General features: G+C 56.2%; 13 protein-coding genes. 11 read left to right on the top strand and 2 right to left on the bottom strand.

All coding sequences use genetic code 11. From position 1 onward, the window contains the following. The first annotated feature begins 32 nt into the window (after positions 1–32). The 10 genes from OA238_RS22385 to OA238_RS22340 all read left to right on the top strand — a co-directional run bounded on the left by OA238_RS22385 (position 33) and on the right by OA238_RS22340 (position 11,307). Entirely contained in the window at positions 33–1,310 is a 1,278-nt protein-coding gene (locus tag OA238_RS22385; RefSeq protein ID WP_015496966.1) for an RsmB/NOP family class I SAM-dependent RNA methyltransferase, read from the top strand. Between the two features lie 52 nt (positions 1,311–1,362). Next, positions 1,363–3,132: a heparinase II/III family protein gene (locus OA238_RS22380; protein ID WP_187293207.1), complete on the top strand. Its 1,770-nt coding sequence runs from the start codon at positions 1,363–1,365 to the stop codon at positions 3,130–3,132. A 19-nt stretch (positions 3,133–3,151) separates the two neighbouring features. Continuing rightward, positions 3,152–4,741, top strand: a complete 1,590-nt coding sequence (purH, locus tag OA238_RS22375; RefSeq protein ID WP_015496964.1) for a bifunctional phosphoribosylaminoimidazolecarboxamide formyltransferase/IMP cyclohydrolase — start codon at positions 3,152–3,154, stop codon at positions 4,739–4,741. Positions 4,742–4,765: 24 nt separating this feature from the next. Beyond that, the gene (gene lspA, locus OA238_RS22370; RefSeq protein WP_015496963.1) at positions 4,766–5,245 is read left to right on the top strand and encodes a signal peptidase II; all 480 of its coding nucleotides are present in this window, start codon (positions 4,766–4,768) and stop codon (positions 5,243–5,245) included. Positions 5,246–5,295: 50 nt separating this feature from the next. Then, on the top strand, positions 5,296–5,796 hold the full coding sequence (locus tag OA238_RS22365; protein ID WP_015496962.1) for a DUF3035 domain-containing protein: 501 nt from the start codon (positions 5,296–5,298) through the stop codon (positions 5,794–5,796). Positions 5,797–5,908: 112 nt separating this feature from the next. Continuing rightward, complete coding sequence (locus OA238_RS22360) at positions 5,909–7,246, top strand: M16 family metallopeptidase (RefSeq protein ID WP_015496961.1); 1,338 nt, start codon at positions 5,909–5,911, stop codon at positions 7,244–7,246. Continuing rightward, entirely contained in the window at positions 7,243–8,553 is a 1,311-nt protein-coding gene (locus OA238_RS22355) for a M16 family metallopeptidase (protein ID WP_015496960.1), read from the top strand. The genes OA238_RS22360 and OA238_RS22355 overlap by 4 nt, the downstream gene beginning before the upstream one ends. 50 nt (positions 8,554–8,603) lie before the next feature. Further along, the gene (mutL, locus tag OA238_RS22350) at positions 8,604–10,469 is read left to right on the top strand and encodes a DNA mismatch repair endonuclease MutL (protein ID WP_015496959.1); all 1,866 of its coding nucleotides are present in this window, start codon (positions 8,604–8,606) and stop codon (positions 10,467–10,469) included. A 66-nt stretch (positions 10,470–10,535) separates the two neighbouring features. Further along, positions 10,536–10,934: a hypothetical protein gene (locus OA238_RS22345; RefSeq protein WP_015496958.1), complete on the top strand. Its 399-nt coding sequence runs from the start codon at positions 10,536–10,538 to the stop codon at positions 10,932–10,934. Between the two features lie 34 nt (positions 10,935–10,968). Beyond that, the gene (locus OA238_RS22340; protein WP_015496957.1) at positions 10,969–11,307 is read left to right on the top strand and encodes a hypothetical protein; all 339 of its coding nucleotides are present in this window, start codon (positions 10,969–10,971) and stop codon (positions 11,305–11,307) included. A 48-nt stretch (positions 11,308–11,355) separates the two neighbouring features. Here OA238_RS22340 and OA238_RS22335 read toward each other — a convergent pair whose 3' ends face one another. Together OA238_RS22335 and OA238_RS22330 are read right to left on the bottom strand one after the other, a co-directional pair. Then, on the bottom strand, positions 11,356–12,000 hold the full coding sequence (locus tag OA238_RS22335; protein WP_044037402.1) for a ChrR family anti-sigma-E factor: 645 nt from the start codon (positions 11,998–12,000) through the stop codon (positions 11,356–11,358). An 8-nt stretch (positions 12,001–12,008) separates the two neighbouring features. Continuing rightward, the gene (locus OA238_RS22330) at positions 12,009–12,680 is read right to left on the bottom strand and encodes a sigma-70 family RNA polymerase sigma factor (protein ID WP_015496955.1); all 672 of its coding nucleotides are present in this window, start codon (positions 12,678–12,680) and stop codon (positions 12,009–12,011) included. A 147-nt stretch (positions 12,681–12,827) separates the two neighbouring features. On the opposite strand from OA238_RS22330, the gene OA238_RS22325 reads away from it, so the two are divergent. Further along, positions 12,828–14,126, top strand: coding sequence for an NAD(P)/FAD-dependent oxidoreductase (locus tag OA238_RS22325; protein WP_015496954.1), 1,299 nt, complete (start codon positions 12,828–12,830; stop codon positions 14,124–14,126). Positions 14,127–14,129: the final 3 nt, after the last annotated feature.

Raw genomic sequence — 14,129 nt, 5'->3', positions numbered from 1 at the left:
CGCCGCTAACACCAATAGCCAAGGGGTAAGAAATGTCGCAGCAACAAGGCTTAGGGCCACGCAGGGCCGCATTGTACATGCTGGATCAGGTTACAGGCGAAGGTAAATTGCTGCCGGAACTCATCGGGGAAGGCGCATTGCAGCATCTTTCGCCCGAAGACCGTGCCCGCGCCCAGCGCCTCACGACTGAGACCTTGCGTGGACTGGCGCGTGCAGATCGCATGTTGGCGCGGTTTTTGGCCAAGACCCCGCCATTGTCGGTGCGAAATGTTTTGCGGCTTTGCACGGTTGAACTGGCAGGCGGCGAAGCGGCGCACGGTGTGGTGAACGCTGGCGTTGAAATGGTGGCCCGCAGTCAACGCACGTCATCCATGAAGGGTCTTGTGAACGCAGTGCTGCGCAAAGTCGCCGCCGAAGGTCCCGAAGGATGGGCGCAATTGGTCACGCCGCGGTTGCCCGGTTGGTTGCGCAGCCCGCTGAAAGACGCCTACGGGCCAGACGTCGTGGCCGCGATTGAAGTGGCACAGTTTGCTGGTGCGCCGCTGGACATTACTGCCAAGGGCGATCCGAACGCTGCAAACGAGACGCTGAAGGGCGAAATATTGCCGACGGGAACCATTCGTCTGCGCGATGCGGGGCAGGTGTCCACCTTGCCAGGGTTTGAAACAGGCGATTGGTGGGTGCAAGACGCAGCGGCTGCGATTCCTGTGCAAATTCTGGCGCCTCAAAGTGGTGAAAAGATACTTGACCTGTGTGCGGCGCCCGGTGGCAAAACGATGCAGCTCGCCGCATCTGGCGCGGATGTAACAGCAGTGGATTCGTCCGAAGGGCGTATGATCCGCGTCGGCGAGAATTTGAAACGCACAGGGCTGAGTGCGACGACGATCACCGCAGACGCATTCGCATTTACCGATGGCGGTTTTGACGCGGTTTTGCTGGATGCACCGTGTTCTGCCACAGGCACAATCCGCCGCCACCCCGATTTGCCTTATGCCAAAGACGGGTCCGAATTTGGGATCCTGATCCACCAGCAAGAGCGCATGATCGACCACGCGCTGAGCCTTCTGAAACCCGGTGGGCGGTTGGTCTTCTGCACCTGTTCACTGTTACCCGACGAGGGTGAAGTTCAAGTCGAAGAGGCGTTGGCACGTCACGCCGGTTTGACGGTCGACGCATCAGCGATTGATCGCGCGGGTATCGACCCCGATTGGCGCACTGAGGACGGAGGCCTGCGCCTGCGTCCTGACTACTGGGCGGATAAAGGTGGCATGGACGGGTTTTATATTGCGCAATTGCGAAAGCCCGCTTGACTTAAAACGTGACCCCGCGCGAAAAATGAAGGTATAAGTCGTTAACGCAATGATGCTGAATAGCAGGGGCGACAGACGAGGCGACGCAGTGGACACATCCGATACCTATTCAAGACGCGAACGTCTGATGAACCGGCTGCATGCGCGGCGGGCGGCGCGGACGCGCCCTGCGACGGGGTTTCAATCCAATCCTGAACCTAGAATGATCGGTCATTACGCACGTGGCAGGCAGCTACTTGCTGGAAATTTCTTGTTCTCTGGCCATCTGATCGAAGCCCCTGGCGTAAACCTTTGGGATGCAGCGGAACGGGTGACGACATCGACCAATTCTGTACACGGGTTTGCTTGGCTTGATGATCTGGCGGCAGTCGGTGACACAAAAGCGCGGGTTTCCGCCCAAAAGTGGGTGAGCGACTGGATTGCGCGTTATGCCCACGGTCGCGGGGCGGGATGGACGCCGGACATAACCGGACGGCGATTGATCCGCTGGATCGCGCATGGGTTCTTCTTGTTGCGTGGGGCCGACAAGGACGCGTCACAGGCCTATTTTAAATCCGCTGCCCAGCAAGCAATTTTTCTATCACGTCGCTGGCACGTGGCGCGCGCTGGCCTGCCCCGATTCGAGGCATTGGCGGGAATGATTTACGCGGGGCTTTCGCTGCAAGGCATGGAAGACCGCGTTGATCCCGCGATTGCGGTTCTGGCCCGCGATTGCAAAATTCAGATTGGGCCGGACGGCGGTATTGCGTCGCGCAACCCAGAAGAACTGCTGGAAATCCTGACACTGCTCACGTGGGTTGAAACTGCGCTTAGCGGTTCGGGACGGGAAGTCCCTGAAACGATGCTGTCGGCGATGGCCCGAATGGCACCTGCATTGCGGGCGATGCGTCACTCTGATGGTGGGCTGGCAAGGTTTCATGGCGGTGGTCGCGGGCTTGATGGCTGGCTTGATCAGGCGTTGGCAGCTGTCGGCACGATGGAACAGCCCGATCAGGGTTTGCACATGGGTTACGGCAGACTTGCGGCGGGTCGCACGAGTTTGATTGCCGACACAGCAGCGCCGCCCATAGGTGTCGCAGCCGCCGAGGCACATGCATCAACTCTCGCGATGGAACTGACGTCTGGCCGTCGTCCTTTGATTGTGAATTGTGGGTCGGGCAGCAGTTTTGGCCCCGAATGGCGCCGTGCCGGACGCGCCACGCCGAGCCATTCGACGCTGTGCATCGATGGCGTATCATCAGCCCACATTGCGGTGCGTAAAGACGGTGCGGAACTGCTCTGTGACGGGCCAATTGAGGTGCAATCCGAATTCACCGCGTTGGGGGACGGCAACCGTCTTGAAATGGCCCATGATGGCTACCGCAGGTCGCACGGGCTGACCCATGTCCGCACACTTGATCTAAGCAAGGATGGCCGGGCGCTGGCAGGTGAAGACTTGCTGACAATCCTTGAGTCTTTCGACGAGCCAATTTTTGACAAAGCGCTCGACACCGAAAAGCTGCAAGGCATTCCGTGGTCTGTGCGGTTTCATTTGCACCCAGAAGTGGACGCGATTGTCGATTGGGGGGGGGCAGCCGTATCCCTGACCCAGAAGTCCGGTGAGATTTGGGTGTTTCGCCACGATGGTGCTGGCGAAATGCGCCTTGAGCCTTCGGTTTACCTCGAAAATGGTCGCCTGCGCCCGCGTGCAACACAACAGGTGGTTTTATCCGGACGCGCAATGTCATATGCGACGCGCATCCGCTGGTCTTTATCCAAGGCGCAAGACACACCAACTGCCTTGCGCGATGTGAAAGAGAACCAGCCGGAGTTTGACGTTTGACTTGCCTGAGGGGCCCCACATGACCGACCTTCACCCAATTACCCGCGCTTTGCTGTCTGTGTCTGACAAGACCGGATTGATCGACCTTGGACGGGCACTGTCCGCGCGCGGTGTCGAATTGTTGTCCACCGGCGGGTCGGCAAAGACGCTGCGTGACGCAGGTCTCGACGTGCGGGATGTGGCGGATGTGACGGGATTTCCTGAAATGATGGATGGTCGCGTGAAGACACTTCATCCGGCCGTGCACGGTGGATTGTTGGCGTTGCGCGACAACGACGCACATTTGGCGGCGATGGAAGAACACAAGATCGACGCAATCGATCTACTGGTCGTGAACCTCTATCCGTTTGAAGAAACCGTCGCTGCGGGTGCTGGATATGATGACTGCATCGAGAATATCGACATCGGTGGTCCTGCGATGATTCGCGCGGCGGCCAAGAACCATGCGTTTGTGAATGTTGTTGTGGATGTGCTGGACTACGATGCGCTGTTGGCTGAATTGGATGCCAATGACGGCGCGACGACACTGGCGTTCCGCCAAACACTGGCCCAGACAGCTTATGCGCGCACGGCAGCTTATGATGCCGCAGTCAGCACATGGATGGCAGGGGCAATTGGCGATACTGCACCGCGCCGCAAGGCAGTCGCGGGAACGTTGGCGCAAACTTTGCGCTATGGCGAGAACCCACATCAGTCAGCGACGTTCTATGTGGATGGGTCCAGCCGACCCGGCGTAGCAACGGCAACCCAGCATCAGGGCAAAGAACTGTCCTACAACAACATCAACGACACGGACGCGGCTTTTGAATTGGTTAGTGAATTTGCGCCTGCCGATGGCCCTGCTGTCGCAATTATCAAACACGCCAACCCGTGCGGTGTGGCGATTGGTGCGACCTTGGCGCAGGCGTATCAAAAGGCGTTTCAATGCGACCAGACCAGCGCGTTCGGTGGCATTATTGCCTTGAACGGCGAACTTGACGCCGAAACGGCCGAAGCGATCACAGGCATCTTCACAGAAGTCGTCATCGCGCCTTCTGCAACTGACGAGGCTAAGGAAATCTTTGCCGCCAAAAAGAACCTGCGTCTTTTGACGACGGGTGCTTTGGCCGATCCAATGGCCGTGGCACAGACGATCCGTCAGGTGTCGGGTGGCTATCTTATGCAGGACAAGGACAACGGGCGCGTCGCGTCGTCTGACCTGAGGGTCGTAACCAAAGTCAAACCAACCGATGCGCAAATGGTGGATCTGTTGTTTGCGTGGAAAGTCGCAAAACACGTCAAATCCAACGCGATCGTTTATGTCAAAGACGGCGCGACGGTGGGTGTTGGCGCTGGCCAGATGAGCCGGATCGACAGCGCATTGATTGCAGCCAAGAAGGCTGAACGCATGGCCGAAGCGTTGGGGCTTTCTGAACCGTTGACCAAAGGGTCCGCAGTGGCATCTGACGCCTTCTTTCCGTTTGCTGATGGCTTGCTTGAGGCTGCCGCGGCGGGCGCGTCTTGCGTGATCCAGCCGGGCGGTTCTATGAGAGATGAGGAAGTGATTGCGGCGGCAGATGATGCTGGCCTCGCAATGGTTTTTACCGGTATGCGCCATTTTCGGCACTAATAACCAACCGAAAGGGCAAAGCAGATGCGGCTGACTTACTGGACCGGTTTTTGGATTTTCCTGTTTGATCAGGTCACAAAATATATCGTGCTTTATCAGGTGAATTTGCCTGCTCAGCCAAACCAAACATACGAGGTGTTTGCGCCACTGCTGACATTGCGCATGGCGTGGAACCGTGGCGTCAATTTTGGATTGTTTGCTGATTTTGATATGCGGTGGGCGCTGATTGCCGTGGCGCTGATTATTTCGGCATTCGTTCTCTGGTGGATACGGCGTGAAAATGCCGGGCGCTGGGCGCATATTAGCGCTGGTCTGCTGGTCGGCGGTGCGATTGGCAACGTCGTGGACCGTGTTTTGCACGGCGCAGTCGCAGATTTTCTGAATGTGTCATGCTGCGGGATCAACAACCCATATGCGTTCAACGTCGCGGATATTTCGATATTTGTTGGCGCGATCGGACTTGTGCTGTTCACGGATGGCGGCAACAAAAAGAAGACTGCGTGACGCGCGCAAAGGTTTGCGCTAGAACGCCATAGGGAAGACGTGAGGGTACGATGAAACTAATCTTTTGTTTCGGTGTGATTGTGATGCTGACCGCCTGTGCGGGCGGTGATCGCGGATTGCGTGACTTACGCTCAAATGGGGGCGGGCCAGACGAGTTTAGGGTGATGCCTGTTGGTGAACTTGTTATGCCAAGTGATGTTATGAACCTGCCAGCGCCGACGCCGGGCCAGTCCAATCGTACCGATCCAACGCCAAGTGCAGATGCGGTCGCGGCATTAGGCGGCAATCCGAACGCGTTGATCCCCAATGGAATTCCCGCAAGCGACGGCGCATTGGTGACTGCAGCCAGCCGCAACGGTGTTGATCCCGCAATCCGACAGACACTTGCGTCCGATGATGCGGCGTTCCGTACACGTCAGTCGCGTTTTGGGTTCATTCGCGGGCGGGATCGCTATTTCAGTGCCTATGCCCGCCAAGCGCTGGATGCCTATTCTGAACTTCAGCGTTTCCGCAATGCAGGTGTTGCTACGCCATCGGCACCCCCGCAATAACGGGTCAGGCTGTCGGGCCAATTTTCTAACGCCACCTCACATCCGCGTATGGCCCCTTGAAGCGGTTCACGCGTGGCGTATCTACAATGCATATCATTAGCGGAGTTATCTTATGCGCCTTCTCGCTGCGGCCCTTGCCGTGTTCGCCACCTTTGCCCCCGTTCTGACGCAGGCTGAGGAAGTTACGACCTACCAGCTCGACAACGGGATGGATGTGGTGGTCATCGAAGATCACCGAGCGCCGGTCGTGGTGCATATGTTGTGGTATCGCGCTGGATCAGCTGATGAACCTGTCGGGTCGTCAGGTGTGGCGCATTATCTGGAACATTTGCTGTTCAAGGCGACCGACACGGTTGAAAGCGGTGAATTCCAGCGTGTCGTGGCGGAAAATGGCGGGTCCGACAACGCGTTCACCAGCTATGATTACACCGGATATTTTCAGCGCGTCGCCGCAGACCGTCTGCCACTGATGATGCAATATGAAGCCGACCGGATGAACAATCTGGTGCTGACCGAAGATGATATCGTGTTCGAACGTGGTGTGATTTTGGAAGAACGCAATCAGCGCACCGAAAAATCTCCCAATGCTTTGGCGCGTGAACAGATGCGGGCGTCTCAATTCCTGAATCATCGATACGGCGTGCCAATCATCGGTTGGAAGCACGAGATGGAGACGCTTGATATGGACGACGCGCTGTCGTTCTACGATCTGTATTATTCTCCAAACAATGCGATCCTTGTGGTTGCAGGCGATGTTCAACCTGATGAGGTGTTGGCACTGGCGCAGGAACACTACGGTCCGATCCCGATGGAACCTGATTTGCCAGAACGGTTCCGCACCCAAGAACCGCCACAAACAGCAGAACGTCGTCTGATCTTTGAAGACCCGCGCGTGGCACAACCCTATATAACCCGAAGCTACCTTGCGCCTGAACGCGACGCTGGTGCGCAAGAAGACGCGGCGGCACTGACTTATCTGGCGGACCTTCTGGGCGGATCGCCGTTCACATCCGCGCTGGGCATTGCGCTGCAATTTGACACCAGCATAGCCGTTTATGCAGGCGCGTATTATGACGGTTTGAACCTTGATGATGGCACGTTTGGCTTTACGGTTGTTCCATCCGACGGCGTCAGTCTGCAAGAGGCTGAAGACGCCATGGACGCCGCGATTGTGGACTTCCTTGAGGCTGGGATTGATCCTGAACGCATGGAAGCATTGCGCACGCAACTTAAGGCGGGTGAAATCTATGCCCGCGATAACGTTGGAGGATTGGCGCGCCGTTATGGCGTGGCGTTGACGTCTGGATTGACAGTGCAAGACGTTCAGGCGTGGCCGGATATCCTGCAAGCGGTTACCGCCGAAGACGTGCTCGCGGTCGCTGCACGTGTTCTAGATCGCAATCAATCCGTCACAGGCTGGGTTATCCCCAGCCGGGAGGTTCTCCAATGATCCGTCTATTCCTCGCCCTCGCGCTGTCGCTGAGCGCTGTTTCAGCCCAAGCCCAAATGGAAATCCAAGAAATCACATCGCCGGGCGGAATCAACGCGTGGTTGGTGCAAGAAGAGTCGATCCCCTTTGTTGCGATCGAAATTGTGATTGATGGCGGTGCCTCCCTCGAGGACCCTGCAAAACGTGGGGCCACTAATTTGATGACGGCACTTCTTGAAGAAGGATCAGGCGATCTGGGCGCGCGCGAATTTCAAGAAGCCCGCGAGCGGATTGCAGCTTCGTTCGGGTTTAGTGCCTATGACGACTCGATCTCAATCTCTGCCGTATTCCTGACCGAAAACCGCGATGAAGCGATGGCGTTGCTGCGCGATGCATTGACCAAGCCGCGGTTTGATGACGCCGCGATTGAACGGGTCCGCGCACAGGTCCTGTCGATCATCCGATCCGACGCGCAAGACCCCAACAGCATCGCAAGCGCGACCTTCGATGCAGCAGCATTTGGCGATCATCCTTACGGGACATCGATTGACGGCACGGCCGAATCTGTCGCAGCCCTCACGCGGGATGATCTGTTTGAGGCACACCGCAATTCGCTGGTGCAAAGCCGCATCTATGTCGGTGCATCCGGCGATATCTCAGCAGATGAACTCGGGTCGTTGATTGATGACTTGCTGGGCGATTTGCCAATGGAAGGCCCCGCCTTTCCAACGCGCGTCGAATTTGGATTGGGCGGCGGAACGACTATCGTACCATTTGAAACGCCACAATCCGTTGCGTTGTTTGGACAGGCGGGGATTGAACGTGACGACGATGATTTCTTTGCCGCCTACCTGCTGAACGAAATCCTTGGCGGGCGTGGAGTTGAAAGCCGCCTAATGCGCGAAGTGCGTGAAAAACGCGGGCTGACCTATGGAATCAATACCTATCTTGTGCCAAAAACACTGGCTGAAGTTTACCTCGGCTCTGTCGCGTCTGCCAATGGCACGATTGCCGAAGCGATCAGTGTTGTGCGCGATGAGTGGGCTTTGATGGCAAAAGACGGCGTCAGCGCGGTTGAGTTGGATCAGGCCAAAACCTATCTGACGGGTGCTTATCCGCTGCGGTTTGATGGCAATGCTGAAATTGCGGGGATACTTGCGTCGATGCAATGGACTGGGCTGACGCCGGAATATATCATCAATCGCAATGATTTTGTGAACGCAGTGACGCTCGATGACATCAACCGCGTCGCAGCTGAACTGCTTGACCCTGACGGGCTGCATTTTGTTGTTGTCGGCCAACCTGAGGGGCTTGAGGCGAGCGATTAAACACCAATTACCCTATCAGAATCGCCTGTCGGCATGCTATCCATAGTGTCATGTCTGAACCTGACCCCAACATAGGCGACCCGGTTTCCGATTTGGCCGACCCGGTTTCCAACATAGGCGGCCCCCGCCCCGTTATTCGCCAGCTCGACGATGCTGCGATCAACCGTATCGCGGCGGGTGAGGTCGTGGAACGTCCGGCGTCGGTGGTCAAAGAACTCATTGAAAATGCTTTGGATGCGCGCGCGTCGCGGGTTGAAGTCTTCGTCGCTGATGGTGGGAAGACTTTGATCCGTGTCACTGACAACGGGGTCGGGATGACTGCCCAAGATTTGCCGCTGGCCCTGTCACGCCATGCCACGTCAAAGATCGATGGGTCCGATTTGCTGAACATCCACAGTTTCGGTTTTCGCGGAGAGGCGTTGCCGTCCCTTGGCGCAGTTGGTCGATTGACGATCCGAAGCCGCACCAATGGTGGTGAGGGTTGCGAAATTTCAGTTTCGGGTGGTGCCCACACCGCCGTGCGCCCAGCGGCCTTGACTGCGGGAACAATCGTTGAACTGCGCGATCTATTCTATGCCACACCCGCACGTCTGAAGTTCCTGCGCACGGATCGCGCAGAAATGCAGGCGATCAGCGAGGTGGTCAAACGCCTTGCCATGGCGGAGCCTTTTGTGACGTTTGTTTTGACGGATGTATCTGGCGGTAAGTCCCGCGTGACGTTTCGCGCCGACGGCGAAACGGGCGATATGTTTGACGCGCTCCACGCCCGACTGCGTGGCGTTCTGGGTAAAGATTTTGCCGAAAATGCGCTGGCGATTGATGCGCAACGCGACGGTGTACATCTAACGGGATTTGCCGCGTTGCCGACTTATTCGCGCGGATCGGCGGTGCAGCAATTTCTGTATGTGAATGGTCGTCCTGTGCGTGACAAAGTCCTGATCGGGGCGCTGCGCGGGGCCTATATGGACACGCTGAGCCGTGATCGGCATCCGGCGGCATGTCTGTTTATTGATGTTGAGCCGACCCGCGTTGACGTCAATGTACACCCCGCAAAGTCAGAAGTTCGATTTCGCGATCCCGCTATCGTGCGCGGGCTGATTGTCAGCGCGTTGCGCGCGGCCTTAGCGCAAGCGGGACATCGCGCGTCGAGTACGGTTGCCAATGAAACTCTGGGCGCAATGCAGCCCGAACAGACGGAGCCGCGGGTCTATCAGATGGATCGCCCCACAGGTGGTATTGGCCCCGCGTATCGCCCGAGCGGCTTCGCAGACATGGCGCAGGATATGTCAGGCCGTGTTGAAATGATTGAGCCGAACGACGGCCCCCGCGCCGAAGAACACCCGCTCGGGGCGGCGCGTGCGCAGGTCCATGAGAATTACATTATCGCGCAGACTGAAACTGGCATTGTCATTGTTGACGGACACGCCGCCCATGAACGGCTGGTTTATGAAAAGCTGAAAACCCAGATGGCGGAAAACGGGGTCGCGGCGCAGGCGTTGCTAATCCCCGAGATTATCGAAATGTCTGACGATGATGCAGCGCAATTGTTGGCTGTGGCCGACGAGCTGTCGCGGTTCGGTCTGACCATCGAACCCTTTGGTGGCCGTGCCATTGCGGTGCGCGAAACGCCTGCCATTCTGGGCGAGGTCAACGCCGAGGCCATGTTGCGTGATATTCTTGACGAACTCAGTGACCAAGGGTCCAGCACGTTGGTACAAGAAAAACTTGAGGCGATCCTGAGCCGTATTGCCTGCCATGGATCCATCCGCACAGGTCGTTCGATGCGTGGTGAAGAAATGAATGCCCTGCTGCGCGAAATGGAACGCACGCCACGTTCGGGGCAATGCAACCATGGTCGGCCAACCTATGTAGAGCTCAAACTGAGCGATATTGAGCGATTGTTCGGGCGCACCTGATCGAAAATGTGGCCTTGAGGCGGCGGGTAACGCCCGATAGCTTGGGGCAAACGAAGGGGACAGCAGATGCGGATTGCAATGGCTATGGCAGGCCTGACACTTATGGTTGCCTGCACAAATTTCGAAAGTGGTAGTTTTACGGACACGCGAATCGAAAAAGATCCGGCCAATCTGTTTGTCATGGTGGACCGCGCGATGGACGAAAGTGACCGCGACCGGCCCTTTGATACGGGAACGGTTTACGTGGTGGCGAATGAACATGGTGATCTGCACACATATTCGCTAGCACCGTGTCGTGGTGGAACGCAGATTTGCGGTGGCTCCGGTCATGTTGGCACTGTCCAGCGAACACTAGATTATTTTGTTGTGACGGGTGCTTACCGCGACCGCACATTCTTTTTATCGCCCGGTGGCGACGGTTATTTGACTTGGCAGGAAGTGGATCTTGATCTTGCGTGGAATTAAACAAACGGCGCTAATGGCGTTAATGGGGACAGCTTTGTCCGGTTGTCTAGCTGAATTGCCCGGCGGTGAAACGGGGCCATTTGCACATGGAAACACACTGACGTTCTATTATCAAACTGTGCTAACAGACCCGCCCGACCAAGCCAGAATCGTGTCCTGCGAAGAACAGATTATCGCGCGGTCGTGTGTGCGGATGTCAAATGGTGCAACCTTCCCATTGGAAGCGAGCGACACAGGCGTCGCTTACGGCAACGAGGAATTGCGGATTGTTCTGCAGCTTGATGCAGGCGGCGTTCCGTCAGGGATTGGCCAGTTGAAAAACGTCACAAGCGGCGAAGCGACTGGCATGCGTTGGGTATCGTTGCCGTCCTAAATCGGTTCAATATCAAAAAGGCGCGCCTTTTTGTCGTCGTCCATGCGATCAAATCTGCAAGAAGGGCTGCAAAAGACGCGGGATCAGGCTGTTGAAGCGCAGTGGCGCGTCGGTCGCCGCCAGACAGATACAATCCACGTCCATTTCAGCAATTGGCTGATGATTGAGGTCCTGTGTTGCCACTTCTATGTCACCTTTGCCAAAGCGGTCGGTTTTATCGCTAAACGCGCCTTGCAAAACCAGCGTTAGTTCTGTGCCACGGTGCCCATGGTCGGGCACGGAAACACCGGCGGGGATATGCAGCAAACGCACGCTCGCGGATTTGTCGACCTTCAGTATGGCCTGACGGACGCCACCACCAACCTTGCGCCATTGGACCGCATCCAAATCACCACCGACATATTCTTGCAGCGGGGTCGGGAAATGCCCCGATGAGATGCGTCTTGCAGGTGCCGCGACATCGCCATTTTTGATGAGGTCCAGCACAGCAGCAAAGCTGTCATTGGACATGGATACGGGGGTTTCTTCGTCCATTATCGCGCCGCCGACGGCGTCGTATTCATGCATCTGTGCACGGCATTCGTCGCACAGAGAAATATGCGTCGCAACCACAAGGTTGAAACCTTCGGGTAATGTGCCAGCAGAATATGCGATAAGCAGGGCGTCGGTCAGGTGATGTTTAATTTCTGTCATAGGTGCTGTCATTTCATTTGGTGGCGTAAACGATTTAGCGCCAACCGGATTCTTGATTTGATGGTACCGAGTGGTAGCCCGGTCGCCTCGGCGATTTCGCTGTGTGTGAGTTCGCCATAATAAGCGCGCACAATCAGGTCTCTTTGTTTGTCTGGCAGGGTGGCCAAAGCGTCTGTCAGTTTTGCACTGTCTTGTTGCAGTGCCAAAATATCGGCTTGGTCCGGTTCGGCCTCTGGGCCCCACGTCAAGTCTTCTGGTTCTGGGCGGCGCTGTTTGCGTAGCATGTCGATTCGGCGGTTTCGTGCGATTGTGAAAATCCAGGTCGAAACGCTCGCCTTGGAGGGATCAAACAAATGCGCCTTGCGCCAGAGCGTGGCCATGACATCCTGTGCGACTTCTTCTGCCATATCGGGACTCGCGCCGGATTTCATCAAGAACGCCTTCACGCGTGGTGCGAAGTGGGTAAACACCTCAGCGAAGGCCGATCGATCTTTTTGATCGCGGATCGACGCAAGGTGGTTCACCCATGCCATCCTGTCCGGTTTCTTGCGTGTTTCCACGGACACCTCTTTCACATCAAAGCTTTTTGGTCGCATCGCGACTACGGCTTTCGCTGCACCATAGGCGCGATAAGCCACGGGCGCATCCGATATTGTCAGCAAAGATGTGTTTATTGTCATAACGTGGATACGGGCTCAGGCCCGCTCTGGATCACATAATAAGTTGATGGAATTGAAACCAAACGCGCACCCACAGCGTAAACAACATAACACAGTAAAAGCAGCGATGCGCAGGCCGAGCAAAGAGTCTGAGGGGACGACGCGTAAATGTCATTTGACCAGAGTAAAGGTGCGCGCAAGCGCATCGCAATTATCGGTGCGGGAATTTCGGGCATGGCGGCGGCGCATGAGCTCGCCAAAGACCACAGTGTGGTTCTGTTTGAGGCGGAACGCAGACTTGGCGGCCATGCCCGAACGCGCTTGGCAGGGGGAAACGGCGATCAGGCAGTCGACACAGGTTTTATTGTGTTCAACTACGCCAATTACCCCCATCTTGCGGCGCTTTTTGCCGAATTGAAGGTTCCTGTTATCGAATCTGATATGTCGTTCGGGGCGTCAATTGATGGTGGACGATTTGAATACGGGCTCGCGTCGCTTCGAGCATTATTCGCGCAGCCCAAAAACATGGTGAACCCAAGTTTTTTACGGATGATCCGCGACATTCTGAAATTTAATAAGAACGGCGTGCGGTTGTCAAAAGAAGACGGTCTGACGGTAGGTGGCTTGCTCGAACGCCTTGGCGCGGGATCGTATTTTCGGGATTATTATCTGCTGCCGCTGTCCGGCGCGATCTGGTCGACCCCGACCGAAAAGATCATGGATTTTCCCGCGCGCGCGATGATGACATTTTTTGAAAACCATGCATTGCTGGGTATTAGGGGTCAGCATCAATGGTTCACTGTCGATGGTGGCAGCCAAGAATACGTGTCTCGCCTTGGTATATCTATGGTTGAACGCGGCGTCGTGATCCGGCTTGGCGCGCCCGTGGACGCGGTGCGTCGTGCGAACAATGGCGTGACGATCAAAGCCAGCGGTTCGGAGTTGGAGGCATTTGATGAGGTCATATTCGCGACCCATTCCGACGATAGTCTGGCGATGCTTGATGATCCGACAAACTTTGAGAAAAACATGCTTGGGGCGGTCAAATACCAGCCGAACAAAATTGTGCTACATTCGGACGTGTCGATTATGCCCAAACACAAGTCGGTTTGGTCGTCTTGGGTGTATAGCGAAGATGCAAACAAACAATCGGACCGTATTGATTTAACCTATTGGATGAATAAGTTACAGCCGTGGCTTCAGGATGATCCACTGTTTGTCACGCTAAACACAACTCGCGAAATTGATCCGGACCTGATCTGGGATGAGGTAACGCTGCGCCATCCGGTCTATGATCTGCAAGCATTGGCAGCGCAAAAATCCGTTGTGACGGTGAACGGGTCAAACCGGACATGGTTTTGCGGCGCATGGATGAAGAACGGATTTCACGAAGACGGGATCGGGTCGGCGATGGACGTTGTGTCCGCAATCCGGACCCGTAATGCAATGAAATTGGCGGCAGAATAACCA

The organism is Octadecabacter arcticus 238, assembly GCF_000155735.2.
GTDB classification, from domain to species: domain Bacteria; phylum Pseudomonadota; class Alphaproteobacteria; order Rhodobacterales; family Rhodobacteraceae; genus Octadecabacter; species Octadecabacter arcticus.
This window is presented reverse-complemented; position numbering and strand designations above follow the sequence as displayed.